The organism is Litoreibacter albidus (assembly GCF_900107015.1).
GTDB classification, from domain to species: Bacteria; Pseudomonadota; Alphaproteobacteria; order Rhodobacterales; family Rhodobacteraceae; genus Litoreibacter; species Litoreibacter albidus.
This window is the reverse complement of record NZ_FNOI01000002.1, coordinates 348,036-373,854: the sequence shown is the minus strand read 5'-3', so window position 1 is coordinate 373,854 and position 25,819 is coordinate 348,036. Positions and strand designations below refer to the sequence as shown.

Here is a 25,819-nt window from a genome sequence, read left to right as displayed (position 1 = left end):
CTTGAGTATTCTAAGCGCCACCGTAGCCTTTGCTGCGGTGGCGTTTGGCGTTCATTGGGCCTTTACCGACCCAAGCAGCCCGTTGCCGCGCGAATGGAACCCGTTGCGCGAATTGGTGGTGACCGATCCCGTGACGCCGGTGACGCATTTCAAGCTGCGGCGGGTCTTGGATGACCCTGACATCTGCCTGCAAGTCTTGGCGCAAGGCGGGCGCTACCAATCAATGCCGCCACTGGTGGAGGGGGAGCGCTGCGGCATCGCCAACCGTGTCGATCTGTCCGGCGTGGGGGCTGCGCGACTGCGCGCGGTCGAGACCTCTTGCGAGACCGCCCTCAGGGTCGCGATGTGGGAACAGCACGGCGTGCAACCGGCGGCAGAGGCGCATTTCGGGCAGGGTGTCAAAGAATTGCGCCACATCGGCAGCTACAATTGCCGCCCTATCCGCGGGGCGAGAACACGGATGAGCACCCATGCCACCGCGGCCTCCATTGATATACGCGGCGTGGTTCTGGCCGATGGGACGCGGATTGATCTGCTGTCGGGCTGGACCGGCCCGCCCGCCCAAAAAGCGTTCTTCCAAGAGTTGCGCGATAGCGGGTGCCAGTGGTTCTCCACTGTGCTGGGTCCGGAGTATAACGCGCTGCACGCCGACCACTTCCACATGCAAAACAACGGCTGGGGGACCTGCCGCTAGGCCCATTGTCGCCTGCGGGGAAAAGTCACTGCATTTTTCCTTTGGATTGGCTGATTTAGCCAGTATTGTCCGCTTCAAGGCCCGTTTTGACGGGCTGTAACAGGGGCAGTTGGCCCGAACATTGGTGGGAGATATTTCAATGGGAAAACGTGACGAGTTGATCGCAATCTATGCGGACGATCTGAAAAACAAATGCAACATGACGCCCGATATGGATCTGTTGACGAAAGTCACAATCGGTTGCGGCCCTGCAATCTACAACGCAGACGCATCCACAGTTGCTGGCAGCCAAGCCGAGGAACTGGAAACTGTTAAGAACAACTTCCTGATCAAAAAGCTGGGCCTGTCCGACAGCCCGCAGCTGATGGAAGCCATCAATTCGGTCATCGAAGTATACGGCAAGTCCGAGCGCAACAAATACCGCGCGGTCGTCTACTACATGCTGACCAAGCACTTCAACAAAGAGTCCGTGTACGGCTAAGCCGCACCACAGGCTGACGCGATCTGAACGCCCGCCGATTTTCGCGCGGGCGTTTTCTGTTCCCCGAGGGGTGCGGAAAATTTGACAGGAATGGGGTTCGAATTGCGCGCAGAGTTTGTTTGCAATGCCGCCGCGCCGTCGCTACCCATAAGCATGCCGAGCCAGTAGGGCCGGATCCAGTTTCCAAGACACGTGGTGCGAGTAACCAAACACGTGGGGTAGAAGGGGGTTCCGGGGGGTCGGAACCCTCTTTTCATTTTGGCGGTCGGGTGGCGGTTACTCGAAGTATTCCGAATGCTTTTGCTGAATGCGGTCCACCACTGTGTCGAGCCGCGCAAGGTGCTGGCGAATGACGGTTTCCAACGCGGCGGCGTCGCCGTCGTCCAGCGCCGCAATCATGCGGGTGTGATCGGCGAGCAGGATTTCCATTTCAGTGGGCTCCGCCAGCGACAGGCTGCACAGGCGGTCGACTTTGGACTTCATCTCCGAGATCGTCTCGAACGCCAGCTCAAATCCCGCCCCGACGCAGAGGCTTTTGTGAAACTCATAGTCCAGCTCGTGAAACAGCACGGTGTCTTTGGCGGCGACGCTGGCGGCTTGGCGCTTCATGTTTTCGCGAATGTCCGACGTGTCGATGTCTGGCCACTTGTGGATAGCGTTGCGCAGCACCTCCACCTCTATCGCGGTGCGCACAAAGCGGGCGTGCGAAATCTCTGGCATGGAAAACTTGCGCACCACCGTGGCCTTTTGCGGGCGGATCAACAGCAGCCCCAAATTGCCCAACCGCGCGAAGGCGTCGCGCACGGGTTGGCGCGAGACAGAGAACTTGCTGGCGATCTCCGCCTCGGAAATCTTGGTGCCCGGCATCAGCTCCAATGTCACGATCTCGTGGTGCAACGCCTCGAAGACCTCATCCACATTGGTGCGGCGCTCCGCTGCGTTTGTTAGCTGTGTCATGTCGTTGTCCCACCATAGAATTGACGGCTACGTATACCAGAAGCCACGGTGAATCTACCGCCGCCCGTGACCTCTGGCTGACCTCTGTTTGATCAATCGTAAAGCGACGGGAGCCAGAGCGACACCTGCGGCACGAAGGTGACCAGAAGCAGCGCGCCCAAGATGGCGACGTAGAACGGCCAGATTGATTTCAACGCCTGCTCGATCTTGATTTTGCCCACGGCGCAGCCGACGAAGAGACAGGTGCCGACGGGGGGCGTGCACAGGCCCAGCCCGAGGTTGATCAACATCATGATGCCGAACTGCGTCGGGTCCATGCCCAAGCCCTTTGCGATGGGCAGGAAGATCGGTGTGCAGATCAGGATCAGCGCGGCCATGTCCATGATCATCCCGAGGATCAGCAAAATCAGGTTGATCATCAGCAGGATCATGATCGGGTTGTCAGAGATCGACACCAGCAAGGTGCTGAGCTTGGCCGGAACCTGATAGAGCGCCAGCAGGTAGGCGAAAGAGCTGGCGAAGGCGATGAGGATCATCACCATTGCCGTCGTGCGCACCGCGCCCGTGACGGATCTCACGAAGGACTGCCAGCTAAGGTCACGGTAGTAGAACTTGGTTAGCAGCACCGCGTAGATGGCGCCGAAGGCACCGGATTCCGTGACGGTGAAGACGCCCGACAGGGTGCCGCCTACGATGATCACCGCCGTCATGAAACCGGGGATGGCGTCGGCCGCACTGCGCCCAACCTCGCCCCAACCGGGGAATGGCTCTGACGGGTAGTTGTGCTTGATCGACAGGATGTAGGCGGCGATGGCGAGGCAGACGCACATCAAGATGCCGGGGATGACGCCCGCCAAGAACAGCTTGGACACGGAGATGCCGCCACCAGCAGCCACTGCGAAGATGATCATGTTGTGGCTGGGCGGGATCACGATGCCCGCGATGGAGGAGGTCACGGTGACGTTGACCGCGAAGTCGGGGCGGTAGCCGCGTTCCTTCATCACAGGGATCAGCAGCGAGCCAAGCGCGGAGATATCCGCGACGGCGGAGCCGGAGATGCCACCGAACAGCATGCTGGAGAAGATGTTGACCATCGCCAAGCCACCCTTGAGGTGGCCGACCAAGGCCGACGCCAGCTTGACCAAGCGGCGGGCAATGCCGCCGTGAAGCATGATCTCACCCGCGAAGACGAAGAAGGGGATCGCCAGCAGCGAGAAGACCGACACGCCCGCCGTCGCCCGCTGGAAGGTGATGAGAAGGGGGAAGCCTTCGTACCAGAAGGCCGCAGCGGCGGCGATACCCATGGCGAATGCAACAGGTGCGCCGATCACGACGCCCACGCCAAAGACGCAAAGAAGAATAGCTAGTCCCACGCTTAGAGGTCCTTCAAGTCAGCTTCAGGCGACCACGCCCGAAAAGTAAGAATACGAATGAGCCCGCGAGAGCCGGAGAAGATAAAGATCAGCGCGCCGCAGGAAGTGATTGCCAGAGTGCGGAAGCTTTCTGGAATTTCGAGCATGGGCAGGGCAGTGTCCCACCCGAATTTCATCAGCGTGATCCCTGCGATCAGCATGATGGCCCCGAATGCGGCGAGCATGAGGTCGATGGCGACCATCACGACTTTCTGGATGGTGAAAGGCATCATGTCACGAAACAGCGCGACGCCGATGTGCGTGTCCTCGCGCACACCTGCCGCAGCACCAAGGAAGGCGATGTAGCAGATCAGCAGCAGGGCCAGTTGCTCCACCCACGTGGGGGTCACGTTGAGCACGTAGCGCCCGAAGACCAGCCAGCCGAAGGTGGTGACCAAGGTGACAAGCGCGAGCGACGAGATGAGGATGCAAAAAGACCGTGCCCAGTCCAAGACCTGCTCTAACCGTCGAATGAAGGGGGATTGGTCGGACATCACAGTCTCCGCGCTGATGGGGTATGGGGTGTTGAGGTGCAAAAGGCCCGCCGCACAAGAGATACAGCGGGCCAATTGTCAGCAGGTCACATTAGTCCGCGTTGCGGATCATGTTGACCAGATCGGTCAGCTCCGGATTGGCTGCAAGGAAGCCGTCGTAGACGGGCGCCATAGCGGCCTGGAACGGGCCTTTGTCGGCGATTGTGTTCACAATCGTGCCGCCTGCTTTGACTGTTTCCATGCTTGCGGCTTCGCGGGCCTGCCACAGCTCACGCTGTTTTACGGCGCTGTTCTGGCCTGCTTCTTTCAGGATCGCTTGCTGCTCCGGTGTCATTTTCTCCCAAGTTTTTAGGCTCATGCACAGGCATTCCGGAATGATCAGGTGCTCTGTCAGAGAGTAGTACTTGGCGACCTCGTAGTGGTTGGTCGACTCGTAGGAGGGCGGGTTGTTTTCCGCGCCATCCACAACGCTGGTTTTGATCGACTGGTAGACCTCGCCGAACGCCATTGGCGTCGCGTTGCCGTCCATGGATTCAACCATTTTGACGAAGAGGTCGTTGCTCATGACGCGGATTTTCAGGCCCTCAACGTCAGCCGGCGTGTTGATCGGCGTCTTGGAGTTGTAGAAGGAGCGCGCGCCCGCATCGTACCAACCGAGCGGCACCATGCCTTTTTTCATCATGCCAGCGCCGATGGCTTCGCCAACTTCGCCGTCCATCAGCTTGTACATCTGCGGGATGCTTTTGAAGATGAAGGGCAGGGACACGACGTTGGTTTCAGGCACTGACTGGCCCATTGGCCCAAGGCTGAATTCACCGAAGTCGATCACGCCAAGACGGATCTGCTCGATGGCGTCAGGTTGGTTGCCCAGCACGCCGTTATGATAGGTTTTGCCGGTGATTTCGCCGTTTGTCTTCTCGGCCACTTCGGCCATGAAGGATTCCATCGCGATGGACACGGGGTAGTCTTCGACGTGGATGTTCCAGCCGCGCAGTTCGGCGGCGCTGGCCGTTGTTGCGGCAACGGCAAGGCAGCCGCCTACAACCGCGCTGGCCACTGTTGTGTTAAACTTTGAGATAAATGTCATTCGATCCTCCCTGATCGTCTGGTTTTATGTGCGGGTCATCGCTGGCTTGGCAGATTTCCTCCTCTGCCAAGGGCGTGTTAATCGCATAATGTATTCTAGTATACCAATTAGAATTTTGCGTCAATTTATTTGAGTTGTGCCTTACGGCGAAGGGCTTTGGAGGTGCACGGGAGACGTGAGCACGCGCAAAGACGGCGCTGGCGGACGGCGATTCGTCCTTCTCTGCGGCGTGTAAGTCTTGCTGCGTGTGGGGTGGCGGGGTTAGAGGCCGCCCATTTTGCGGATCATCGCCCATTCGTCGGCTGTGACGGGCTGCACCGACAGGCGGGAGCTTTTGACCAGCGCCATCTCGTCAAAGCGCCCGTCGGCCTTGATGTCCGCGAGGGTGACACCGGTTTTCAGCGGCTCCACGGCCTTGATGTTGACGCATTCCCAGCGGTCATCATCGGTGGTGCTGTCTTGGTGCGCCTCGGCGCAGACCTCCACGATGCCGACGATCTCGCGGTCTTTTTGGGAGTGGTAGAAGAAGCCGAGGTCCCCCAGCTTCATCTCCCGCATGAAGTTGCGGGCTTGGTAGTTGCGCACGCCGTCCCATTCCTCGCCCGCGTCGCCTTTGGCAACCTGCTGGTCCCAAGACCATGTGGAGGGCTCCGATTTGAACAGCCAGTAGCGCATCAGCCGATCACCTTGTTCCACTGCTCCAACCGCACCTCGGAGAAGAGACCGGCCTTGGCATAGGGATCGGCGGCCGCCCATGCATGGGCGGCGTTCATATCGGGCAGATCAAGCACCACGAGGGAGCCGTACATATCGCCGCTTTCATCAAGAAACGGGCCAGCCTGCACCACGCATCCCGACGACTTCAGATAAGCCACATGCGCGTCACGGTTGGCTTTGCGCGTCTCCAAGTGATCGGGTTTATCGGTGCAGATCAGTGCGATAAGCATATGGCCATTCCTTTGTCAGCGGGCGCGACAGGAGCAAAGACAGCGCCTGTTGCAGTGTTAAGTCCCCTTCTACCATCCCTGCTACCATTTTGGCGATGGGCATATCTACGCCTTTGGTCTCGGCCAGCTTCACAATGGCGCGCGCGGTGTGGCGGCCCTCGGTGGTGGCGGTGGGCGCGGGGCCTTTTCCGCCTAGCGATAGACCGAAGGAGAAGTTGCGCGATTGCGCGGATGTGCAGGTCAGCGCCAAATCGCCGAAGCCCGCCAGACCGGCAAGGGTTTCCGGCTTGGCCCCCATCGCGACGGCCATGCGCAGCATTTCCGCCATGCCGCGTGTCATCAGGGCGGCGCGTGCGCTTTCCCCAAGCCCCGCGCCGATACAGATGCCGCAGGCAATGGCGATCACGTTCTTGAGCGCCCCGCCAAGTTCCGCGCCGATGGGATCGTCGGACAGGTAAAGGCGCAGCGTGTCGGTGGACAGTGTTTCTTGCAGGTCCGCGCCCGTGTCGCTTCGCGTGGCGATGACCAGCGCCGTGGGCAGGCCGCGCGCGATGTCGGCGGCGAAGCTGGGTCCGGTCAGAATGGCGGAGGGCGCGTCGAGCAGATCGTCGATGATCGCGGTGGGGCCGCGTCCGCTGGCGAGGTCCACACCCTTGCTGCACGCGACAGCGGCCTTCGGGGTGGGGCGGGTTTGCTCCAGATACCCCGACAGCGCCTGCATAGGCACAGCCAGCAGCAGGATATCGTCGCGCGTCACGTTCAACTCGGTGGCCAGCGTGATGCTTTCGGGGATCGGCACGCCTTTCAGGCGCGGGTTGTCGCGGCTGCTGCGGAAGGCATCGACGTTGCGGCCCACAAGCGTGACCTCGCGCCCAGCCATATCGAGCGCGACAGCGAGTGCGGAGCCGAACGCCCCTGCGCCAGCGACGGTGATCTTGCTCATGCCTTTGCTCCTTTTTTGCCGGATCCCAGCATGGCGGGGGCGGCGGTGTCCAGCGGCCAGCGCGGACGCGCGGCGAGAGCCAGATCGTCTATCAGGCCAAGGCGGAACCGCTCCATCCCCGCCCATGCGATCATGGCGGCGTTATCGGTGCACAGCTTTAGCGGCGGCGCGGTGAAGCGCACGCCGTGGTCCGTGGCCAGCGCCTGCAGGCTGGCGCGTATGGTTTGGTTGGCGGCGACGCCACCGGCGACGGCGATGGCGGGGGCCTTGGGTTCAAGTTCGAGATAGAGCGCCAAGGCGCGGCGGGTCTTCTCTGCCAGCACGTCGGTGACGGCGGCTTGGAAGCTGGCGGACAGGTTGGCCTGATCTTGCGGGTGCAGCCCGCCTTGCGCCCCAACCAACGCATCGCGGGCACGCAGGGCTGCGGTCTTGAGGCCGGAGAAGGACATATCGCAGCCGTCGCGGTCCAGCATGGGGCGGGGCAGCTTGTGGGATTTCGCATCGCCGGATTTTGCGGCATGTTCAATCGACGGGCCGCCGGGTTGGGGAAGGCCGATGAGCTTGGCGACCTTGTCAAATGCCTCTCCCGGGGCGTCGTCGATGGTGCCGCCGAGGCGTTGAAATTTGGTCGCGGAATGGGCGATCAGGAACTGGCAGTGACCGCCGGAGACCAGCAGCATCAGGTAGGGAAACTCCAACTGATCGGTCAGGCGCGGCGTCAAGGCGTGCCCCGCCAGATGGTTCACCCCGATAAGGGGCTTGCCAGCCCCTGCGGCCAGCCCCTTGGCGCACATCACGCCGGACATGACACCGCCGATCAGGCCAGGGCCAGCGGTGACGGCGATGGCGTCTATATCGGCCAAGGACAGGGTGGACGTTGCAAGGGCGGCCTCCACCATCACATCCAGCTTTTCGGCGTGGGCGCGGGCTGCGATTTCAGGCACCACGCCGCCGAAGTCGGCATGCAGGTCTGTCTGGCCGAACACCTCGTTCGACAGGATTTCGGGCGGTTGGCCGTCAGTGTGGCGGACCACGGCGGCTGCGGTGTCATCACAGCTGCTTTCGATGCCTAGGATGGTGAGGGTTTTTGCCAAGGGTTCGGCCTGTTGTGCGGGGCTTTGGCAACGGGTAACACCTTTGGCATGGCCCAGACAATCCCACCCCCCGTGCTTCTGACGCGGCCCTTGGCGGCTGCGACGCGCTTTGCCGCCGAATTGGACGCGCCGGTGATCTTGTCGCCGTTGATGGAAACCGTGTTTCTTGATTTCGCCCCCTTGGAGCAAGCGCCGGATGCGGTGGTTTTCACCTCGGAGAACGGCGTGCGCGGATTTGTGCGCGGCCACGCATGGCGCGGGCGGGCGTTTTGCGTGGGCGGCAGAACCGCAGCGGAGGCTGAGGGCGCTGGGTTCGACGCGGAAAGTGCGGATGGCGATTTGCGCGACTTGAACCGGCTGCTGGCGGCACGCGCCGAAGGGCTGCGCCTTGTGCATCCGCGCGGGCGGCATGTTGCGGGCGATGTGGACATGGGGGCCACGCCCCTGACCGTCTATGAGCAACGCCCGCTGGCCCTATCGGCAGAGGCACGCGGCGTGCTGCGAACGGAGGGCACGGTTATCGTGCCGTTGTTTTCCCCGCGAAGCGTGGCGCTGTTTGCGAAACAGTTAACGGGTGACGAGGTTGCGGCGCTGCATGTCATTGTGATCAGCGACGCAGCGGCAGAGGTGGCGCGGAGCGCTGGTCTGACCGTGGCGCGGGTAGCGGATGCGCCAGATGCCGTGGCGATGTTACACGCCATTCAGGACGCCCGAGGGTAGGTGTTCTGCTTGAGCGTTAGCGGGCTGTTGGTCTAAGGTCAGACGTGGCGGCCCATATTTTAGAGAGTCGCCCCGCGATTGAAGCGAAAAGGAATATGCGCTTGGCCCGTAAGAAGAATACCCCGTCCAAGACTGGTGCAACCGATGCAAAAGCGGGGTCGTCAAAAGCTGGCGCGATATCCGGCGTTGTAAAAGGCGCGGAATTTGACGAGTTGGACGCCGCGATGGCCGACACCAAGGTGGAGGGCGTGGCGCTAGGCGGGCCGGAAGATGCGCCTGAAGACGGTGTGGCGCAGGATGTCGAGGTGGATACGGCTTCGAATGAGTCTGAGTCTGAGCCGGAGTCTGAGCCAGAGGACGTGCCGGAGGCGGAGATCGTCGAGGACATGCCTGAAGATAAGGGCGATGAGAAGCCCGAAGCCAGGCCCGAAGCAGAGCCTGTGATCACGGCCCCGATTGTGCCCACCCCGCCCACCGTGGTGGAGCGGCGCGGCGGCTTTTGGGCGACGTTGATGGGCGGCGCCTTGGCGGCGGTGATCGGCTTTGGCGGGGCGATCTATTTCAAAGCGGCGGAGTGGCCGATTTTCAACGACGGCGCTGACGTCGACGCGATGTTCGTAGAGCAGGCCAAAACCATTGCCGCCCTGCAAGCCGCGTTGGACGTGGCGCAGACCAACAGCGTGACCGCCGACGAAGCGCTAGGCGCGCGTATCGACGCGCTGCCGACCCAAAGCGCCGCGCCATTGCCAGACGATGTGCAAGCCATGCTGGACGCGCAGCGCGCCGAGATGGAAGCGCTGGAGGCCAATCTGGAAAAGATGCGGTCCCTGACGCAAGACCAGATCGCCACCGCGCAGGCACAACAGGAAAGCGCCGCCGAAGCTGAAGCGCGTGTGAAGGCAAGGGGCGCGCTGAACGCGCTGCGATCCGCCCTAGAGACGGGCGCGCCCTATGCGTCCGTGATCCCAGACATTGCCGCCGCGACCAACGTGCCGGACGTGCTGAGCGCCAACGCGGAGACGGGCATTCCAACCGCCGCCGCCGTGGAGGGCCAGTTTGCGGACGGTGCGCGTGCGGCCTTATCGGCGTCATTGAAGGCTACGGCGGGCGACAGCACGACGGAGCGTTTGACGTTCTTCTTGAAGGACCAGCTTGGTGCGCGCTCCTTGACGCCGCGCGACGGGGATGACCCTGACGCGGTGTTGTCCCGCGCCGAAGCTGCGACGAAAGCCGGTGATCTGGACACTGCTTTGACAACGATTGACGCCCTGCCGGAGGCCGGTCGGGCCAAGCTGGACGATTGGGCGGGTGTCGCGGCGACGCGGCGTGATGCGCTTGTCGCATTTGAAGGTCTCACAGACGCGCTGAACGCGAATTAGGATAGTTATATGCTTTGGTCTCTTATTAAAATTCTGCTGTTTGTGGGCGTCATCGTGGCAATCACTTGGGGCTTGGGCATGTTGCTGGAAACCAGCGGCGGTGTGCGGGTCTCGGTGGCCAACACGGAGTTCACCTTCACCCCGTTGATGACCATTCTGGGCCTTGTCGCGATGCTGGCGGCGTTTTGGGTTTTGCTCAAGGTCATCGGACTGCTGAGCGCCACGTTCCATTTCCTGAACGGCGACGAGACCGCGATCAGCCGCTACTTCACCCGTAACCGCGAGCGCAAAGGCTTTGAGGCTTTGGCGGATGGGCTGATGGCGGTGGCGTCCGGCGAAGGCCGCACCGCGATGGCGAAGGCGGCGAAAGCGGAGAAATATCTGGCCCGCCCCGAGTTGACCAACCTTCTGGCCGCGCAGGCGGCTGAGACGGCGGGCGACAGCAAGAAGGCGCAAGAGGTTTACAAACGTCTGCTGACCGACGAGCGCACGCGCTTTGTCGGGGTGCGCGGGATCATGAAGCAGAAGCTGGCGGAGGGCGACACAGACACTGCGCTGAAGCTGGCGGAGAAAGCGTTTGCGCTGAAGCCGAAACATGAAGACACGCAAGACGTGCTGCTGTCGCTGCAAGCGAAGTCCGAGGATTGGACCGGCGCGCGCAAGACGCTGAACGCGAAGCTGAAGCACGGCAGCCTGCCACGCGACGTGCACCGCCGCCGTGACGCGGTGCTGGCCTTGTCGGAGGCAAAGGACGTGATGTTGGAGGGCTCCAGCATTGAGGCGCGCGAAACCGCGATCGAGGCCAACCGCCTGTCGCCGGATCTGATCCCTGCCGCGGTTCTGGCCGCGCGGGGCTATATCGAGCAGGGCAAACCGAAATACGCGGCCCGTGTGATCAAGAAGGCATGGGGCGCGCAGCCGCATCCCGATCTGGCCGCCGTCTTTGCCGAGATTGCCCCTGACGAGTCGCCGGAGGCGCGTATCAAACGGTTCAGCGTGTTGACGCGGGTATCGCCGGAGCATGCGGAAACCAAGATGCTGCTGGCAGAGCTGAACATTGCCGCCGAAGACTTCCCCGCCGCGCGTCGCGCTATCGGGGATTTAGTCGAGACCGCGCCGACCGCACGGGTACTGACGATCATGGCGGCGGTGGAACGCGGCGAGGGTGCCGACGACGCCGTGGTGCGCGGCTGGCTGACGCGGGCTTTGTCGGCACCGCGCGGTCCGCAATGGGTCTGCGAGAAGTGCCAGAACGTGCATGCGCATTGGGCGCCGACCTGCGCGGGCTGCGGCAGCTTGGACACGCTAAGCTGGACGGATGCGCCGGAAACCTCAGTCTCTATGCCAGCCGGTACGGCGATGTTGCCGCTGATTGTCGGGGCGTTGGATAACACGCCCGACGCGCCTGCGGCGGAGGACGCCGAAGTGGTTCCTGACCACGAGGTGATCGTCGTGGAGCTGGATGATGATGCGGCCGAAAAAGCTGCGGATCAGGGGCAAAAATAACACTTCCCCCACGGCGCACAGGGTGCTATTTCCCGCGCCGAAGCCCCATTAGCTCAGCTGGTAGAGCAGGTCCTTCGTAAGGACAAGGTCGGCGGTTCAAGTCCGTCATGGGGCACCAGTTTGCTGCACAATTTGACCGATGGTATGCGATACGCCCTTCTTTAAGGGGTTTTCGGTGATCCTTTGCCTCACAGTGGTTTCTGTCAACCGGCTTGGTCCCCTAGCGGCTCTTAAGTAGTTGTCGCGGGTGTGAGGTGGGGGTGCCCCCACCTCTGCGTGTTTAGAAATTCAGCGTCGCGCTGATTTTGACGGACCGGCCCGGCTCGTTGAGTGGCACGACCGTGCCGTACTCTTGGCCGTAGGTGGCGCGGCTGGCGTAGCTTGCGTCGAACATGTTGTTGATCTCGCCGCGGAGGGACAGGTTCTTTACCCGGCTTGGCTTATACTCAACAAATGCGTTCACCACCTCGTAGGAGGGCAAGGCCGGACCATTTCCACCAGCAGAGCTATAGGTGTTGGTTTCCTCCAGCACGATCTGCGCGTCTGCCCCGAAGGTGAGGCCATGATGCGGCAGGGCGTGCACGGCCTCAATGGTGATGATTTCGCCGATGGGGGTGGTCAGGTAATTGCCGGTGTAGGAATCCGCGACGCGCCCTTCGATTTCTGTGTCGATGTTCGCGTAACCCAGCCGCAGGAAGCCGTTATCCCAGTTGTAGCCGAACCCCAGCTCGAACCCGCGAGAGGTGAAGCTGGTGGTGCCGTCTGGCCCGCCGCTATAGGACGGTGTCCGCGCGTTATCTACGTCGGTTTTAAACAGCTTACCCTTCACATCCCAGTGGCCAAAGTCGGCCCGCGCCGAGACGAACAGGTTATCGGATGTGGCCGCCTCTATGCCGTCCGTGGGGTAGGTCCATGCGGGGTTCATGATAAAGTTTTCGGCCAGCGTTACCCCGCCCCAAACATGGGAGTAGCCCGCGCTGAGGGTGACGACGTCGTTGAGGTCAAACTCACCGCTGATGTTACCGGACAGGCCGTTGTCGTTAGACTTGGTGCCGTCTATGCCGGTGTGCCTTTGAAAGTCGGCGCGCCCGCCGAACGACACGCGCGCGCGGTCCGACAGGTCCAAGCGCGCTTGCGCGAAAATGCCGATGTTGCTGGATTTCTCCGACGGGGTTTGCGTGGCTGAGGCGGAGCGGTAGTCCAGCTCCGCCTGATCGGAATAGAAGTCGAGCCCCGCCGTGACAGAGCCGCCGTCCAACGCGAACCGGTTTTTAATCGAGCCATTGAAGCTTTGTGTGGTGCCACGGCTGGTTTGGCTTGTCTCCACGATATCCAGATCAGTGGCACTATAGGCCAGCGTGACGGTCGGATCCCAGATGCCACCCAGCTGGTCGTTGCTGTAGGTGAATACCACGTTCTCACGGGACAAGTCGTAATTGCGGGTCAGCGGCACGGGGCGCCCGCCGATGATCTGCCCGATGTTGGCGCGGTAGGGGCGGGCTTCGTCGTCGTTGACCTTCTCGTAGGACAACTCAAACCGGTGGCCGGTGTCCGTGGTGTAGGCAGCCTTGGCCAAGCCACTGAACATGCCGGTGCCGGAACCGATGATATCGAGATCATCGCCATCTTTGCGCAGGCCCCCGTTCGCAACCTTGAAGAAGCCGAGGTATTCGAAGTTGCCATTGCGCCCGTAAAGGGACGTGCTGTTGGTAAACACGTTGCCGTTGCTGTCGTATTCGCCTTTGACGAAACCGCCGAATGTCAGGTCTGGGTCCAGCAGGTCAGCAACATCTTTGGTTTCATAGGCGACGGAGCCGGCAAGCGCGCCGGGACCGGCATCCGCCGCCGCTACACCGGGTTCGATGCGGACGGCTTTCAGCAGGGCCGGATCAATGAGGGTTGTCGCATTGTGGTGGAAGATTTTGTTGTTCTGGCGGGAGCCGTCGATAGACACCGACAGGTTCGTTTCCTCCACCCCATTTACATAGAGTTTCTGAGATGCGGGGATGGAGCTGCCAACGGCGACGGATGGCTCACTTTTGTAGAGATCCTGTAGGTCGGCGGGGTTCTGACGCTCTATGTCTTCGGCGGTGACGTCGACCGAGGTTTCAGCGCTGACGCCTAGGGTGATTGTGTTGAGTTCAAACGGCTCACCGGACTGCGCGAATGCGCCGGTCGCGGCCAGACCCGTGGAGGTCAGAATAAATATGGGAAGGGTCTTCATGGTGCGGCACCTTATACGCAGGAAGTGGAGGTATAGGTTGCTGGGGCGTCGTCGCCTTGGCTGCCGAGAGTTAGGGGGTCGTGGGTTGATTTGGCGCTGGGGTTACCCAGCGGCTGGTGTGGACCAATCAAGCCCAGTGATTTGTTCGCGGAACGCGAATTTTTCGAGATGACTGTCGATGACGCGGTGGGCCATGGCGGTGTCTTCGGCGCTGTTAAGGTCGAATTCCACGGTCAGCACATCGTCGTCTGCCTTCAGCGTTGCCGTACCAAGCGAGAACTCTGCGCGGCCGGAATGGGTGTCATGCTCGACGGTAATTTTATGCGCAAAATGCTTGCAAAGCTGTTGCAGGTATTTGGAGCTATTCGCCGTCTCAACCCGTCCAATTGTCTTGGGCATGTGGGTCTCCTTGAGTAACTGATTAAAAGAGTAAGGAATCTCTGGACACCACATATGGCAGGTTCTAAGGAAGGTCAAATCGTTAACGCAAAGCCAAGCCACCCCAGCCAAACGGGTCCGGTGCTAGCCATGCAGCATGACAGGAGTTGTCCTATGCTAAAGCAGCTAGCCGTTGTTCTTATTGGGCTTTCCAGCCCAGCCATCGCACAAACCGTTGAGGTGGAAACCTTCACAGGCTCCGTGAGTGTCGAGGCGAGCCCCGACAAGATCGCCGTGTTCGACCTTGCGGCGATGGACACATTGCAGGCCTTGGGCGTCGCGGTCGACGGCTTGGTTTCGCCGGTCTATCTGCCCTATCTGGAAAGCGCGGCGACGGGCACCACCGCCGTGGGATCACTATTCGAGCCGGATTTCGAGGCGGTGAACGCCATGCAGCCGGACCTGATTATTGCGGGCGGGCGGTCGTCCGAGCAGGTGCCGGAACTGGCCAAAATTGCGCCGACACTCGACATGACAATCTATGATGACGTCGTTGGCGAAGGGTTGGCGCGACTGGAAGCTTACGGTGCCATTTTTGACAAGGCAGATGAGGCGGCCGCGTTGAAGGCGGGTTTTGAGGCTCAACTTCAAGCGACCAAGGATGCGGTGGCGGATAAGGGCACGGCGCTGATCGTGATGACCAACGGGCCAAAGGTGTCGACCTACGGTGTCGGTGGGCGCTTTGGCTGGCTGCATAGCGCGTTGGACCTGCCGGAGGCCGTGGACGGGGTGGCGCAATCCACCCACGGCGAGGCGGTCAGCTTCGAATTTATTCGCGATGCCAACCCTGACATTCTGCTGATCGTCGACCGTCTCGCTGCCATCGGGACGGACGGCGATAATGCCAAGGCGACGCTTGATAACGCGCTGGTTCATGAGACAAAGGCGTGGGCGAACGGCAATGTGCTTTATCTGAATCCCGCCCCGATTTACATCGCAGGGGGCGGCATCCAGTCTATGACGCAAACCCTGAAAGACATCGAATCCGCGTTCTGAGGCGACTAGGTGCTCCGCGTTTTCTGGGCGGCGTTTGCGCTGCTAATCTTGTGTCTGTTGTCGCTTGGCGTCGGGGTCATTGATCTGACCGCCGACGCCAAGGCGTGGCAGGTGCTGGTGATCAGTCGCGTGCCGCGCACCATCGCGGTGCTTATCACGGGTGCGGGGCTGGCCATTTGCGGGGCGATTATGCAGATGCTGGTGCGCAACCGGTTTGTGGAGCCGATGACGTCGGGCACAGGGCAAGGCGCAGCTTTGGGTATCTTGCTGGTGACGTTGTTCGCGCCGCAGGCCTCCATCTTTGTGAAGATGGTGCTGGCCTCTGCGACGGCGTTGGGAAGTAGCCTTGGTTTTCTTGCCATCGTGCGCCGCCTGCCACCGACGCAGCCGCTGCTGGTGCCCTTGGTGGGCATTATTTACGGGGGCATCATCGGGGCAGGGGTCACCTATGTCGCGTTTCAGGCGGACTTGTTGCAATACATCGATGTTTGGATGAACGGAGAATTCTCTGGCGTTTTGCAGGGGCGTTACGAGTTGTTGTGGGTCGCCGCCATTGTCGCCGCCGCCAGTTACTTTGCAGCCGACCAGTTTGCAATTGTTGGCATGGGGCGAGTGGCCAGCGTGAACCTTGGCTTGAACTACGGTCAGGTTGTGCTCATCGGGCTGGTGGCCATATCGGTTGTGACCGCGTTGACCGTGGTGACTGTCGGAATGATCCCGTTTGTGGGGCTGGTGGTGCCGAACATCATTTCGCGCCTCTACGGTGAAAACCTGCGCACCACCTTGCCCGTGACTGCCTTCACGGGGGCGGCTTTCGTGTTGGCGAGCGATATTCTGGGCCGGTTGCTGCGCTACCCTTATGAGATACCGGTTGGCACCGTGTTCGGGATTATCGGGACAGGGGTGTTTCTGTGGCTGCTGTACGTTCCGAGGCGTCATGTACCCTAGGCGTTTAATCGGTTTAGCGGCGGTGCTGGCGATCTGCGTTGCGGGGTATATGACCCTTGGGGCGCAGGGCAGCTGGGGGTTTGTCCTGCCGTTTCGGGGCGCAAAGCTGGCGGCGTTGCTACTGGTGGCATTGGCTGTTCCGACATCCACGGTGTTGTTTCAAACGATTACTCAGAACCGAATTCTGACGCCCTCCATCATGGGGTTTGACGCGCTGTATGTGCTGATACTGACGGCCTTGATTTTCGTGCTGGGCGGGCAGGAGTACGTGCGGCTGCCTGTGATCGGGCAGTTCGTTCTGAACGTGGGGCTGCTGATGGGGGCGGCGCTGGTGCTGTTCGGCACGCTGCTGTCGCAAGCCCGCCAAGACATAATGCGGATGATCCTGACGGGGATCATATTCGGGGTGCTGTTTCGTGCGGTCACGGGTTTTCTACAACGCATGATTGACCCGAACGAGTACGCGGTGGTGCAGGTGAATTCCTACGCACGGTTTGGCCGGATCGAGACTGACCTGCTGCTGATTGCAGCGGTCCTTGCGGGCATCGCCTTGGCATTTGCGTGGCGCATGCGGCACCGGCTGGACGTGTTGGAGCTTGGGCACGATACGGCGACGAATTTGGGGGAAACCCCGCAGAGGGCAACGTTGCAGGTTTTGGTAATCGTCGCGGCTTTGGTGTCGGTGTCGACGGCCTTGGTCGGGCCGATTGTGTTCCTTGGACTGCTGGTGGTGAGCCTTGCGCATCAAGTCACCCCCGCCGCGCGCCACGCGGTTTTGCTGCCCTGCGCCGTGTTGATCTGCGCGATCACCTTGATCGGGGGGCAGACGGTTTTGGAGCGGGTTCTGGCGTTGTCGACGCCGCTTTCGGTGGTGATCGACCTGCTCGGCGGGGCGGTGTTCTTGGGGTTACTTCTAAAGGGGATGAGCAGGTGATTAAGGTCTCTCATGTGACGCACCGGATTGGCGGGGCCACGATCCTGTCTGATGTCAGTGTCGAGCTGGCAGCGGGTGGGGTGACCGCGCTGATCGGGCCTAACGGCGCGGGCAAGTCGACGTTGCTGTCCCTTATTGCGCGGCTGATCCCGCTGCAAAGCGGGTCGATCACGGTGGATGATCTGACCATCGGGGCCTGTCCGTCGGATGTACTGGCGCGCAAACTGGCGATCCTGCCGCAGAGTGCGGATGCGGCGCCGCGTCTGACGGTGCGCGATTTGGTCAGCTTTGGGCGCTACCCTTACCACAAGGGGCGCGGCACGGAGGAAGACGCGCAGATCGTGGCGCAGACGTTGCACCGGTTCGGGTTGAATGATCTGGCAGGCCGACAGCTGGACACGCTGTCGGGCGGGCAACGCCAGCGGGCACAGGTGGCGATGATCCATGCGCAAAGCACCGATTATGTGCTGCTGGATGAGCCGTTGAACAACCTTGATATCGCGGCGTCGCGGTCGTTGATGCGGATGTTGCGGGCGCTTGGGCGCACGGTGGTGATCGTGCTGCACGACATCAACTACGCCAGCAGCTATGCGGATCAGATCGTGGCTATGAAGGATGGCCGCATTCACGCGGTCGGCACACCTGCTGACGTGGTGACAGAAGACTTGCTGGCGGATGTTTTCGGGACGCGGGCGACCGTGCATCAGATCGACGGGCGGCCTTTGGTTCAGGTGTAGGTTAGAGGCGGTGCCCCTAACCTAAGTGTTCTGTGGTAACTGCTCGCTTATTCAGCCGCCGCGCGTTTGGGCAAGACCCAATCGGGGCGGGCGAAGTGGCAGGTGTAACCGTTGGGCAGGCGCTCCAGATAATCCTGATGCTCTGGCTCCGCTTCCCAGAAGTCGCCAACCGGCTCTACCTCTGTCACGACCTTGCCGGGCCAGAGGCCGGAGGCATCCACGTCCGCGATCGTGTCCAGCGCCACGGCTTTTTGGTCCTCGTCCACGTAGTAGATCGCGGAGCGGTAAGACATGCCGCGGTCGTTGCCTTGGCGGTTTTCTGTGGTCGGGTCGTGGATCTGGAAGAAGAACTCCAGCAGCTGGCGGTAGCTGATGATGTCGGGATCAAATGTGATCTCGATCCCCTCGGCGTGGGTGCCGTGGTCGCGGTATGTCGCGTTTTGCACGTCGCCGCCGGTGTAGCCGACACGGGTAGAGATCACGCCATGTTTCTTACGGATCAGGTCTTGCATACCCCAAAAGCAGCCGCCTGCGAGTACAGCACGAGTTGTCATTCTACTTCCTCCACTTGGTTCAGTAAGTCGCCGTAGCCTTCCGCGACCATGTTGTCACGATGGATAAACCGCAGGCTGGCGGAGTTGATGCAGTAGCGCAGCCCGCCACGGTCGGCGGGGCCGTCCGGAAACACGTGGCCCAAGTGGCTATCGCCGTGCAGGGAACGCACTTCGGTGCGCACCATGCCGAGGGTGTCGTCAGTGTGTTCCGTCACGTGCTCGGTGACGATAGGCTTGGTGAAGCTTGGCCAGCCGCAGCCGGCATCGTATTTGTCGGAGGAGGCAAACAGCGGCTCACCCGAGACGATATCAACGTAGATGCCAGGTTCCTTATTGTCATTCAGGGGGCCGGTGAACGCGCGCTCCGTGCCGCTTTCCTGAGTGACGCGGTATTGTTCGGGGGACAGCTTGGATATGGCTTCGTCGGATTTTGCGTACTTCATTGCGCGGCTCCTAGGGTGTTTGTCGTTGGTTGTACCGAAAGTAGGGGCTTGGCGTCTGATTTACCATTCTGCCATTTCAAGAGTTTGTGACCGGCCCCTCATGGCCCCACATATCGGGGCACTAAGTGGCTCGAATTCGGGCGCGGGGATTGGTGAGAATCAGGCTATACTTAGGCAGTTGAATGTCAGAGTTGTATTATTATAGCGCTATATACGGCTTTTTTGACCTGATAGAGTCGAAAAAGTATCATGACTTGAAAAAATGGTATTGGCTGACGCAAGGCGAACCCAGCACCATAGGACTACGGAATTAATTGACCGTGATTTCAGGGAGGAAAACATGAAATCTCTTCGCAATACCGCGTTGGGCTTGGCCCTTGGTGTAGCTGGCGCTTCTGTCGCAGCCGCCGGCGAGCTGACAATCGCAACTGTAAACAACGGCCACATGGTCGAAATGCAAAAATTCACCCCGGAGTTTGAAGCCGCCAACCCCGGCATCACCCTGAACTGGGTGACTTTGGACGAAGGCACCCTGCGGTCCCGCGTCACAACGGACATCACCACCAAGGGTGGCCAGTTCGACGTTATGACAATCGGCATGTATGAAGCGCCGATCTGGGGCGCACGCGGTTGGCTGGAAGAGCTGACGTTCGACGCTGAGTACGATGTTGAGGACATCCTGCCAGCGATGCGCGGCGGTTTGAGCCATGAAGGCAAACTGTACGCGGCACCGTTCTACGGCGAATCGTCGATGATCATGTACCGCAAGGACCTGGTCGACGCGGCTGGCATGACAATCGAGGACAACCCGACTTGGGACCACGTTCGCGAAGTTGCCAAAGCGATCACCAACAAAGACGAAGGCGTTTACGGCATCTGCCTGCGCGGCAAGCCGGGCTGGGGCGACAACATGGCGTTCATCACGACCATGGCGAACTCCTTCGGTGCGCAGTGGTTTAACGAAGACTGGACACCAGCGCTGGATTCCGCCGCATGGAATGACGCTGTGACCTTCTATGTTGATATGCTGAATGAATCGGGCCCTCCCGGCTCTGAAGGTAACTCGTTCAACGAGATTCTTGCTTTGATCAACGAAGGCAAATGCGGCATGTGGATTGACGCGACGATTGCGGCATCCTTCGTGACCGACCCTGCGCAGTCCAAAGTTGCAGACAAGATCGCCTTCGCTCAATCGCCACAAAAAGCGACCACCAAAGGTGCAAACTGGCTGTGGGCATGGTCCTTGGCTGTACCGGCTGGCACCAAGCAAAGCGAAGACGCGAAAACCTTCGTAGAGTGGGCGACTTCCAAAGCCTACATCGAAATGGTTGCTGAAAAGAACGGTTGGGGCGCCGTGCCGACAGGCACACGTCAGTCGACATACGACAACCCGAACTTCCAAGAAGCTGCCACCTTTGACGAAGCAGAGCTGAAAGCCATTCTGTCGGCGAACCCAGAAGACAGCACCCTGAACCCATCCCCATATGTGGGCGTTCAGTTCGCTGCGATCCCTGAGTTCCAAGCGATTGGTACGGCTGTTGGTCAGCAAATGACCGACGCTTTGGCAGGCAACATCACGGTTGAAGAAGCCTTGGCGAACAGCCAAGCGGCTGCGGACCGTGAGATGAAGAAAGCCGGCTACTACTAAGCCCAGGCACCCGTAGGGTGGGGCAACCCCCACCCTACATTCAAGATCCGTGAGGCGGACAACGTGCCGCCTTACCCATCCCCGCTATACCCCGCCCAACCAAGGGACATACCCATGAACCCGACACTTGTTAGATGGCTTCAGGCCCCCAGCATTTTCGTGCTGTTGTTGTGGATGATCGTGCCGCTGAGCATGACGGTCTACTTCTCTACCATCCGGTACAACCTTCTGTACCCAGAGCGGACGGGCTTTATCGGGCTTGATAACTACCGGTTCTTTGCGACGGACCCGTCGTTTGGTCCCGCGCTGATCAACACGCTGATCCTTGTGGGGTCCGTTCTGGTGATCACCATCGTTCTGGGTCTGGCGATTTCCATTCTGATCGACCGCCCGTTTCGGGGCCGCGGCATTGCCCGCGTGATGCTGATCTCTCCGTTTTTCATTATGCCAACCGTGTCGGCGCTGGTTTGGAAAAACATGCTGATGGACCCCAACAACGGGTTGTTCGCGGCGTTTTCCCAAGCGCTTGGATTGCAGCCCGTTGAGTGGCTGGCACAATACCCGCTGTTTTCCATCATCGTAATGGTCAGCTGGCAGTGGACGCCTTTTGCAATCCTGATTTTCATGACCTCGCTGCAATCTCAAGATCAAGAGCAGAAGGAGGCCGCCACTTTGGACGGCGCTGGCTTCTGGTCCCAGTTCTGGAACCTGACGCTGCCGCATCTTGCGCGCCCCATTTCTATCGTGCTGCTGATCCAGATGATCTTTCACCTGTCGATCTTCGCCGAGATTTTCGTGACCACCTCCGGTGGGCCGGGCGTGTCGTCAACCAACCTGACATACCTGATCTACATCCAGTCGCAGCAAGCCTTTGACGTGGGCGTTGCCTCTGCCGGTGGTGTCTTTGCAATCATCCTCGCCAACATTGTCGCGCTGTTCCTGATCCGCGCCGTTGGCAAAACATTGACGGTGTAATCATGACAGATAGACAACGCCAAATCTGGATCGACCGCGCCGCTGTTACGGCTGCCTGGATCGCCGCGCTCGTGTTCTTCTTCCCGATCTTCTGGATGGTTTTGACCAGCTTCAAGACCGAAGGGCAGGCCATTCAAGTGCCCCCTCTGTTGATCTTTGAGCCGACCTTGGAGAACTATCTGGAAATCCAAGAGCGCACGAACTACGCAAAATTCGCCATGAACTCTGTCGTGACTGCGTTTGGCGGCACCTTGCTGGCGCTTTTGATCGCTGTGCCATCGGCCTATGCGATGGCCTTCAACACAACGCACCGCACCAAAGACGTGCTGATGTGGATGCTGTCGACCAAAATGTTGCCAGCGGTTGGCGTGATGATGCCGATCTACTTTCTGGCGCAGAAGTTTGACCTGTTCGACACGCGCACCTTGCTGGTGGTCATCTATGCGATGATGAACCTGCCGATCGTGATGCTGATCTTGTTCAACTACTTCCGCGAAATCCCGAAGGAAATTCTGGAAGCCTCGCGGATGGACGGCACATCAACCTTTAACGAAATCCGCCAGATCGTGCTGCCGCTGGCGTGGGGCGGGATCGCCTCCACCGCGTTGCTGTCGATTATCTTGTGCTGGAACGAAGCGTTCTGGTCGATCGTTCTGACCACCACGGACGCCAGCACGCTGACCGCCTTTGTGGCATCTTTCCAAGCACCGGAGGGTCTGTTCTGGGCCAAGGTTTCCGCTGTGTCGACGCTGGCTTGCGCGCCCATCGTGGTGTTCGGCTGGATGGCGCAAAAGCAGCTGGTGCAAGGCTTGACCTTCGGGGCGGTGAAGTAATGTCGATTATCCAACCGGAAATCGAAGTCGTTGATCGCGCCACGCAAAGCGTGCGCTATCTGGAGCACGGCTGGCCCACGGAGTTGTGCCGCTGGCACAGCCACCGCGAGTACGAGCTGCACCTGATCACCGCCACCCGTGGCAAGGCTTTTGTCGGGGATTATATCGGTGACTTTAGCGCTGGCGCGTTGTTCCTGACCGGCCCCAACCTACCGCACAACTGGATCACCGACGAGGTTTATAAAAAGCCCGTCGAGGTGCGCGACATGATGGTGCAATTCAGTCAGGGCAGCTTGGACCGCCTCGCCACCGCGTTCCCAGAGTTTTTGGACCTGCGGCCAATGCTGACGCTGGCCCAGTCGGGCATCGAGTTCGTCGGCTTTAACCCGACGTTCGCCAAGGGGCATCTAGAGGCGATCCGCGATTCCAAAGGGCCGGAACGCATTGTTGCGCTGCTGCGCTTCTTGATCCGCGTGAACGAGCATGCCGAAAAGAAAGCGCTGTCTGTGATGAAGATTGTGCAGCCCGAGGGCAGCAGCAAGCAGACGCGGATTGCGGATGTGATCAACCATATCGTCGCGAATTATGCTGATGACATTTCGGTGGAGCTTGCGGCGCAAAGGGCGCGCATGAGTGCGACCTCATTTTCGCGCAACTTTCAGGCTGTTACCGGCCACCGTTTCGTGGAGTTTGTGAACCGCGTACGTATCGGGCAAGCCTGCGGGATGCTTTATGCGACGGACGAGCCGATCTCCTCAATTTGCTACGACGTGGGGTTTCAGAACCTTGCCAATTTCAACCGCCAGTTTTTGAAGATGAAGGACATGACGCCTTCGTCCTACCGCGAGTTTGCGCGGCGGGAACTGGTTTCTAACGGGGCGCGTGCGTCATGAATAAACCTAGCCAAGCGGCCCTTTATACCACCACTTACGACCGGACGGCCTGTGCTGTTGGCATGGTTCATTTGGGGTTTGGCGCGTTTCACCGCGCCCATCAGGCCCAATATGTGGACGACATGATGGAGGCCACCGGCGATCTGCGCTGGGGCATCGCCACAGTAAACTTGCGGGCTGCTGAGGCGGAAAGCTTCGCGCAGCACTCGGCAGAGGCGGATGGGTATATCATCAAGTCCATCTCACCCGACGGGCAAGTGAGCTTTCGCCGTGTGCGGTCGCATGTGGCCTTCGAGGACTGGAGCAAGAACGCAGCTGACGCAGAGGCGCTGCTAGCATTGCCAAGCGTTCACGTCGTTACGATCACGGTAACCGAGAGCGGGTATTACACCGACGACGCGGGCGCGTTGAACCCGTCTGATCCCACAATTTCGGCGGAAGTGGCTGGCGGCGATCCCACGACAGTCTACGCCTATCTGGCGGCAGGGCTACGGGCGCGCATGGCGGCGGGCGGCGAAGCGATTACCATTTTGTGCTGCGACAACATTCGCGAGAATGGAATCAAGCTTCGGGCGAACTTTCTGGCGTATCTTGCGCTGCGCGACGACGCGGACCTGACGGCATGGGTGGCGGCGAATGTGACGTTTCCCTGCTCGATGGTGGACAGGATTACCCCGCGCAGCACTACTGATCTGCATGCCGAAATCAAAGCGCTGTTTGGCGCTGACGCGGGATCGCCAGTGATTGCCGAAAGCTTCGTTCAATGGGTGCTGGAGGATGACTTTGCGGGCGTGATGCCGGACTTGGCCGCTGCGGGCGTGACCGTCACGCCGAACGTTCACCCGTTCGAGGAAGCCAAGATACGCATCTTGAATGGCGGCCACACCTGCCTGACGTATATGGCGGCGCTGCGTGGATTGAAAACCTTTGACGCCGCGATGCATGACCCAGAGTTGAAGGCACATTTCTGGGCCTATGAGCGGGACGAAGTATTGCCCGCGCTGACGCTGGACCTGCCGTTCGACCGTGCCGCCTATCTGCAAAGCATTGCGGACCGCTTCGGCAACGCCGCCATCGCGGACTCTGTGGAGCGTATTTGTGCCGATGGTATGGCCAAATTCCCGATTTTCATCCGGCCCACGCTGGAAGGCTGCTTTGAGCAGGGGATCATCCCCCATGCAGGGCTGCGGTCGGTCGCAAGCTGGTATGTCTTTGCCAAGCACACAGCTGCGGGGCAGATGCCGTTTACCTACCTTGAGCCAAGCTGGAACACGCTTCACGCTATGTTGCAGGGCGATTCCGGACTGGACGCCTTTTGCACATCGCGACTTCTTTGGGCGGATATGCCTGAACGCTTTCAAGACTTCTCCACCGCCCTGCGCGGCGCAATCACAGAAATGGAGCTAACATGGCCGGTTTAACAATTCGCAATCTGGTGAAACGTTATGGCGACGTGCAGGTCATGCACGGGGTCGACCTTGATATTGAGGACGGCGAGTTCGTTGTGTTCGTGGGGCCGTCGGGCTGTGGTAAATCCACGCTGCTGCGCATGATCGCGGGCTTGGAGGAAATCTCTGACGGGACGGTGTCCATTGGCGACCGTGAAGTGAACGATGTGGCCCCGTCCAAGCGTGGCGTGGCGATGGTGTTCCAGACCTACGCGCTTTACCCGCATATGACGGTCTATGAAAATATGGCTTTCGGGTTGCGACAGGCCAAGACGCCGAAGGACGAAATCGACCGCCGCGTGACCTCTGCCGCAGAGGTTTTGCAGATCAACGACTATCTGGAGCGCAGCCCGCGCAACCTGTCGGGCGGTCAGCGCCAGCGCGTTGCAATTGGCCGTGCCATCGTTCGCGACCCAGAGGTGTTTTTGTTCGATGAGCCGTTGTCCAATCTGGACGCATCTTTGCGCGTTCAGACCCGACTGGAGATTGCACGCCTGCACGAGCGTTTGAAGTCGACGATGATCTATGTGACGCACGACCAAGTCGAAGCAATGACCTTGGCAGACAAAATCGTGGTGCTGCGCGATGGGCGAGTGGAGCAGGTGGGCTCCCCGATTGAGCTGTACGAGCGGCCCGCAAATTCATTTGTGGCGCAATTTATCGGCAGCCCACAGATGAACTTCTTCACGGGTGGCGATGTCGCCACGGGGCCTGCGGGTTATGTGGACGGCGACACGCTGGGCATCCGTCCGGAGCATCTGATTGCCTGTGACGCGGGCGCTGCACTGGTGTCGGGCAAGCTGGAGCTGGTGGAGCAGTTGGGCGAATACGCGCTGGCGCATCTGATCACAGCTCAAGGTTCGGAATTCATCGCCAAAATGGAGAAACCGCCAGCAGAAGCCTATGGCGACACGCTGCATTTCACCGCGATCCCAGAGCGTTTGCACGTCTTTTCGCCGGATGGGCTTTCTAAACGCGGTTGAGGCCTTGACCTTCCAGTTAATGGAAGCCCCATATTGCGAGTCCCTGACACT

At 60.2% G+C, this 25,819-nt stretch carries 27 protein-coding genes and 1 tRNA gene; 16 read left to right on the top strand and 12 right to left on the bottom strand.

Annotated features, from left to right (window positions below):
- Nucleotide 1: 1 nt before the first annotated feature.
- Nucleotides 2–694 carry an extensin-like domain-containing protein gene (locus BLW66_RS06895; protein WP_170833416.1) on the top strand — a complete coding sequence of 231 codons (693 nt, stop codon included), beginning with the start codon at nucleotides 2–4 and terminating at the stop codon, nucleotides 692–694.
- 139 nt (nucleotides 695–833) lie between these two features.
- Nucleotides 834–1,175, top strand: coding sequence for a DUF2853 family protein (locus BLW66_RS06890; protein WP_089946390.1), 342 nt, complete (start codon nucleotides 834–836; stop codon nucleotides 1,173–1,175).
- Between the two features lie 276 nt (nucleotides 1,176–1,451).
- Here BLW66_RS06890 and BLW66_RS06885 read toward each other — a convergent pair whose 3' ends face one another.
- The 8 genes from BLW66_RS06885 to tsaD all read right to left on the bottom strand — a co-directional run bounded on the left by BLW66_RS06885 (nucleotide 1,452) and on the right by tsaD (nucleotide 8,109).
- Nucleotides 1,452–2,132 (bottom strand): GntR family transcriptional regulator, encoded by a 681-nt coding sequence (locus tag BLW66_RS06885; protein ID WP_089946389.1) that lies wholly within the window; start codon nucleotides 2,130–2,132, stop codon nucleotides 1,452–1,454.
- A 92-nt stretch (nucleotides 2,133–2,224) separates the two neighbouring features.
- Nucleotides 2,225–3,505 carry a TRAP transporter large permease gene (locus tag BLW66_RS06880; protein ID WP_089946388.1) on the bottom strand — a complete coding sequence of 427 codons (1,281 nt, stop codon included), beginning with the start codon at nucleotides 3,503–3,505 and terminating at the stop codon, nucleotides 2,225–2,227.
- 2 nt (nucleotides 3,506–3,507) lie between these two features.
- Nucleotides 3,508–4,038 (bottom strand): TRAP transporter small permease, encoded by a 531-nt coding sequence (locus tag BLW66_RS06875; RefSeq protein WP_089946387.1) that lies wholly within the window; start codon nucleotides 4,036–4,038, stop codon nucleotides 3,508–3,510.
- Between the two features lie 91 nt (nucleotides 4,039–4,129).
- Nucleotides 4,130–5,125, bottom strand: coding sequence for a TRAP transporter substrate-binding protein (locus BLW66_RS06870; protein ID WP_089946386.1), 996 nt, complete (start codon nucleotides 5,123–5,125; stop codon nucleotides 4,130–4,132).
- Nucleotides 5,126–5,386: 261 nt separating this feature from the next.
- Nucleotides 5,387–5,800: an EVE domain-containing protein gene (locus tag BLW66_RS06865; RefSeq protein WP_089946385.1), complete on the bottom strand. Its 414-nt coding sequence runs from the start codon at nucleotides 5,798–5,800 to the stop codon at nucleotides 5,387–5,389.
- Nucleotides 5,800–6,072 (bottom strand): YciI family protein, encoded by a 273-nt coding sequence (locus BLW66_RS06860; protein ID WP_089946705.1) that lies wholly within the window; start codon nucleotides 6,070–6,072, stop codon nucleotides 5,800–5,802. The genes BLW66_RS06865 and BLW66_RS06860 overlap by 1 nt, the downstream gene beginning before the upstream one ends.
- The gene (locus tag BLW66_RS06855; protein WP_089946384.1) at nucleotides 6,044–7,015 is read right to left on the bottom strand and encodes an NAD(P)H-dependent glycerol-3-phosphate dehydrogenase; all 972 of its coding nucleotides are present in this window, start codon (nucleotides 7,013–7,015) and stop codon (nucleotides 6,044–6,046) included. The genes BLW66_RS06860 and BLW66_RS06855 overlap by 29 nt, the downstream gene beginning before the upstream one ends.
- Nucleotides 7,012–8,109, bottom strand: a complete 1,098-nt coding sequence (gene tsaD / locus BLW66_RS06850) for a tRNA (adenosine(37)-N6)-threonylcarbamoyltransferase complex transferase subunit TsaD (protein WP_089946383.1) — start codon at nucleotides 8,107–8,109, stop codon at nucleotides 7,012–7,014. The genes BLW66_RS06855 and tsaD overlap by 4 nt, the downstream gene beginning before the upstream one ends.
- A 48-nt stretch (nucleotides 8,110–8,157) precedes the next feature.
- On the opposite strand from tsaD, the gene BLW66_RS06845 reads away from it, so the two are divergent.
- The 4 genes from BLW66_RS06845 to BLW66_RS06830 all read left to right on the top strand — a co-directional run bounded on the left by BLW66_RS06845 (nucleotide 8,158) and on the right by BLW66_RS06830 (nucleotide 11,832).
- Entirely contained in the window at nucleotides 8,158–8,829 is a 672-nt protein-coding gene (locus tag BLW66_RS06845) for a uroporphyrinogen-III synthase (protein WP_089946382.1), read from the top strand.
- A gap of 101 nt (nucleotides 8,830–8,930) precedes the next feature.
- Nucleotides 8,931–10,208 carry a COG4223 family protein gene (locus tag BLW66_RS06840; protein WP_139254538.1) on the top strand — a complete coding sequence of 426 codons (1,278 nt, stop codon included), beginning with the start codon at nucleotides 8,931–8,933 and terminating at the stop codon, nucleotides 10,206–10,208.
- 9 nt (nucleotides 10,209–10,217) lie between these two features.
- Nucleotides 10,218–11,714 (top strand): heme biosynthesis protein HemY, encoded by a 1,497-nt coding sequence (locus tag BLW66_RS06835; protein ID WP_089946380.1) that lies wholly within the window; start codon nucleotides 10,218–10,220, stop codon nucleotides 11,712–11,714.
- A 42-nt stretch (nucleotides 11,715–11,756) separates the two neighbouring features.
- Nucleotides 11,757–11,832: transfer RNA gene (locus tag BLW66_RS06830), tRNA-Thr, on the top strand.
- A 162-nt stretch (nucleotides 11,833–11,994) separates the two neighbouring features.
- On the opposite strand, the gene BLW66_RS06825 is transcribed toward BLW66_RS06830, so the two are convergent.
- Nucleotides 11,995–13,938, bottom strand: coding sequence for a TonB-dependent receptor domain-containing protein (locus BLW66_RS06825; RefSeq protein ID WP_089946379.1), 1,944 nt, complete (start codon nucleotides 13,936–13,938; stop codon nucleotides 11,995–11,997).
- Nucleotides 13,939–14,040: 102 nt separating this feature from the next.
- On the bottom strand, nucleotides 14,041–14,337 hold the full coding sequence (locus tag BLW66_RS06820; protein ID WP_089946377.1) for a DUF2218 domain-containing protein: 297 nt from the start codon (nucleotides 14,335–14,337) through the stop codon (nucleotides 14,041–14,043).
- A gap of 153 nt (nucleotides 14,338–14,490) precedes the next feature.
- On the opposite strand from BLW66_RS06820, the gene BLW66_RS06815 reads away from it, so the two are divergent.
- The 4 genes from BLW66_RS06815 to BLW66_RS06800 are packed head-to-tail and all read left to right on the top strand — an operon-like array spanning nucleotide 14,491 to nucleotide 17,991.
- Complete coding sequence (locus BLW66_RS06815; protein ID WP_089946375.1) at nucleotides 14,491–15,372, top strand: siderophore ABC transporter substrate-binding protein; 882 nt, start codon at nucleotides 14,491–14,493, stop codon at nucleotides 15,370–15,372.
- 9 nt (nucleotides 15,373–15,381) lie between these two features.
- A complete protein-coding gene (locus tag BLW66_RS06810) occupies nucleotides 15,382–16,320 on the top strand; it encodes an ABC transporter permease (RefSeq protein ID WP_089946374.1) in 939 nt (312 codons plus the stop codon).
- Entirely contained in the window at nucleotides 16,310–17,254 is a 945-nt protein-coding gene (locus BLW66_RS06805) for an iron chelate uptake ABC transporter family permease subunit (protein ID WP_089946372.1), read from the top strand. The genes BLW66_RS06810 and BLW66_RS06805 overlap by 11 nt, the downstream gene beginning before the upstream one ends.
- Complete coding sequence (locus BLW66_RS06800; protein ID WP_089946370.1) at nucleotides 17,251–17,991, top strand: iron ABC transporter ATP-binding protein; 741 nt, start codon at nucleotides 17,251–17,253, stop codon at nucleotides 17,989–17,991. The genes BLW66_RS06805 and BLW66_RS06800 overlap by 4 nt, the downstream gene beginning before the upstream one ends.
- 47 nt (nucleotides 17,992–18,038) lie before the next feature.
- Here BLW66_RS06800 and msrA read toward each other — a convergent pair whose 3' ends face one another.
- Both msrA and msrB read right to left on the bottom strand, forming a co-directional pair.
- Nucleotides 18,039–18,545: a peptide-methionine (S)-S-oxide reductase MsrA gene (gene msrA, locus BLW66_RS06795; RefSeq protein ID WP_089946369.1), complete on the bottom strand. Its 507-nt coding sequence runs from the start codon at nucleotides 18,543–18,545 to the stop codon at nucleotides 18,039–18,041.
- Nucleotides 18,542–18,988: a peptide-methionine (R)-S-oxide reductase MsrB gene (msrB, locus tag BLW66_RS06790; RefSeq protein ID WP_089946367.1), complete on the bottom strand. Its 447-nt coding sequence runs from the start codon at nucleotides 18,986–18,988 to the stop codon at nucleotides 18,542–18,544. Before msrB ends, msrA begins: the two co-directional genes overlap by 4 nt.
- Before the next feature lie 340 nt (nucleotides 18,989–19,328).
- Between msrB and BLW66_RS06785 the strand changes: the two genes are divergently transcribed.
- From BLW66_RS06785 to BLW66_RS06760, 6 genes are all read left to right on the top strand, one after another.
- Complete coding sequence (locus tag BLW66_RS06785) at nucleotides 19,329–20,636, top strand: ABC transporter substrate-binding protein (RefSeq protein WP_089946365.1); 1,308 nt, start codon at nucleotides 19,329–19,331, stop codon at nucleotides 20,634–20,636.
- A gap of 114 nt (nucleotides 20,637–20,750) precedes the next feature.
- Entirely contained in the window at nucleotides 20,751–21,611 is an 861-nt protein-coding gene (locus BLW66_RS06780; RefSeq protein WP_089946363.1) for a carbohydrate ABC transporter permease, read from the top strand.
- A 2-nt stretch (nucleotides 21,612–21,613) separates the two neighbouring features.
- Nucleotides 21,614–22,444 (top strand): carbohydrate ABC transporter permease, encoded by an 831-nt coding sequence (locus BLW66_RS06775; RefSeq protein WP_089946361.1) that lies wholly within the window; start codon nucleotides 21,614–21,616, stop codon nucleotides 22,442–22,444.
- A complete protein-coding gene (locus tag BLW66_RS06770; RefSeq protein ID WP_089946359.1) occupies nucleotides 22,444–23,337 on the top strand; it encodes a helix-turn-helix domain-containing protein in 894 nt (297 codons plus the stop codon). The genes BLW66_RS06775 and BLW66_RS06770 overlap by 1 nt, the downstream gene beginning before the upstream one ends.
- On the top strand, nucleotides 23,334–24,758 hold the full coding sequence (locus BLW66_RS06765) for a mannitol dehydrogenase family protein (protein WP_089946357.1): 1,425 nt from the start codon (nucleotides 23,334–23,336) through the stop codon (nucleotides 24,756–24,758). The genes BLW66_RS06770 and BLW66_RS06765 overlap by 4 nt, the downstream gene beginning before the upstream one ends.
- Entirely contained in the window at nucleotides 24,746–25,768 is a 1,023-nt protein-coding gene (locus tag BLW66_RS06760) for an ABC transporter ATP-binding protein (protein WP_089946355.1), read from the top strand. Before BLW66_RS06765 ends, BLW66_RS06760 begins: the two co-directional genes overlap by 13 nt.
- The last annotated feature ends 51 nt before the right edge of the window (nucleotides 25,769–25,819 follow it).

Excerpts from the sequence above, each read along its gene's own strand:
- BLW66_RS06805 (WP_089946372.1), top strand. The coding sequence starts at position 16,310 with ATGTACCCTAGGCGTTTAATCGGTTTAGCGGCGGTGCTGGCGATCTGC.
- BLW66_RS06865 (WP_089946385.1), bottom strand. The coding sequence starts at position 5,800 with ATGCGCTACTGGCTGTTCAAATCGGAGCCCTCCACATGGTCTTGGGAC.
- BLW66_RS06890 (WP_089946390.1), top strand. The coding sequence starts at position 834 with ATGGGAAAACGTGACGAGTTGATCGCAATCTATGCGGACGATCTGAAA.
- BLW66_RS06870 (WP_089946386.1), bottom strand. The coding sequence starts at position 5,125 with ATGACATTTATCTCAAAGTTTAACACAACAGTGGCCAGCGCGGTTGTA.
- BLW66_RS06815 (WP_089946375.1), top strand. The coding sequence starts at position 14,491 with ATGCTAAAGCAGCTAGCCGTTGTTCTTATTGGGCTTTCCAGCCCAGCC.
- BLW66_RS06770 (WP_089946359.1), top strand. The coding sequence starts at position 22,444 with ATGTCGATTATCCAACCGGAAATCGAAGTCGTTGATCGCGCCACGCAA.
- BLW66_RS06785 (WP_089946365.1), top strand. The coding sequence starts at position 19,329 with ATGAAATCTCTTCGCAATACCGCGTTGGGCTTGGCCCTTGGTGTAGCT.
- BLW66_RS06885 (WP_089946389.1), bottom strand. The coding sequence starts at position 2,132 with ATGACACAGCTAACAAACGCAGCGGAGCGCCGCACCAATGTGGATGAG.
- BLW66_RS06825 (WP_089946379.1), bottom strand. The coding sequence starts at position 13,938 with ATGAAGACCCTTCCCATATTTATTCTGACCTCCACGGGTCTGGCCGCG.
- msrB (WP_089946367.1), bottom strand. The coding sequence starts at position 18,988 with ATGAAGTACGCAAAATCCGACGAAGCCATATCCAAGCTGTCCCCCGAA.
- BLW66_RS06775 (WP_089946361.1), top strand. The coding sequence starts at position 21,614 with ATGACAGATAGACAACGCCAAATCTGGATCGACCGCGCCGCTGTTACG.
- BLW66_RS06760 (WP_089946355.1), top strand. The coding sequence starts at position 24,746 with ATGGCCGGTTTAACAATTCGCAATCTGGTGAAACGTTATGGCGACGTG.
- BLW66_RS06860 (WP_089946705.1), bottom strand. The coding sequence starts at position 6,072 with ATGCTTATCGCACTGATCTGCACCGATAAACCCGATCACTTGGAGACG.
- BLW66_RS06835 (WP_089946380.1), top strand. The coding sequence starts at position 10,218 with ATGCTTTGGTCTCTTATTAAAATTCTGCTGTTTGTGGGCGTCATCGTG.
- BLW66_RS06855 (WP_089946384.1), bottom strand. The coding sequence starts at position 7,015 with ATGAGCAAGATCACCGTCGCTGGCGCAGGGGCGTTCGGCTCCGCACTC.
- BLW66_RS06875 (WP_089946387.1), bottom strand. The coding sequence starts at position 4,038 with ATGTCCGACCAATCCCCCTTCATTCGACGGTTAGAGCAGGTCTTGGAC.
- BLW66_RS06820 (WP_089946377.1), bottom strand. The coding sequence starts at position 14,337 with ATGCCCAAGACAATTGGACGGGTTGAGACGGCGAATAGCTCCAAATAC.
- BLW66_RS06845 (WP_089946382.1), top strand. The coding sequence starts at position 8,158 with ATGGCCCAGACAATCCCACCCCCCGTGCTTCTGACGCGGCCCTTGGCG.
- BLW66_RS06780 (WP_089946363.1), top strand. The coding sequence starts at position 20,751 with ATGAACCCGACACTTGTTAGATGGCTTCAGGCCCCCAGCATTTTCGTG.
- msrA (WP_089946369.1), bottom strand. The coding sequence starts at position 18,545 with ATGACAACTCGTGCTGTACTCGCAGGCGGCTGCTTTTGGGGTATGCAA.
- BLW66_RS06765 (WP_089946357.1), top strand. The coding sequence starts at position 23,334 with ATGAATAAACCTAGCCAAGCGGCCCTTTATACCACCACTTACGACCGG.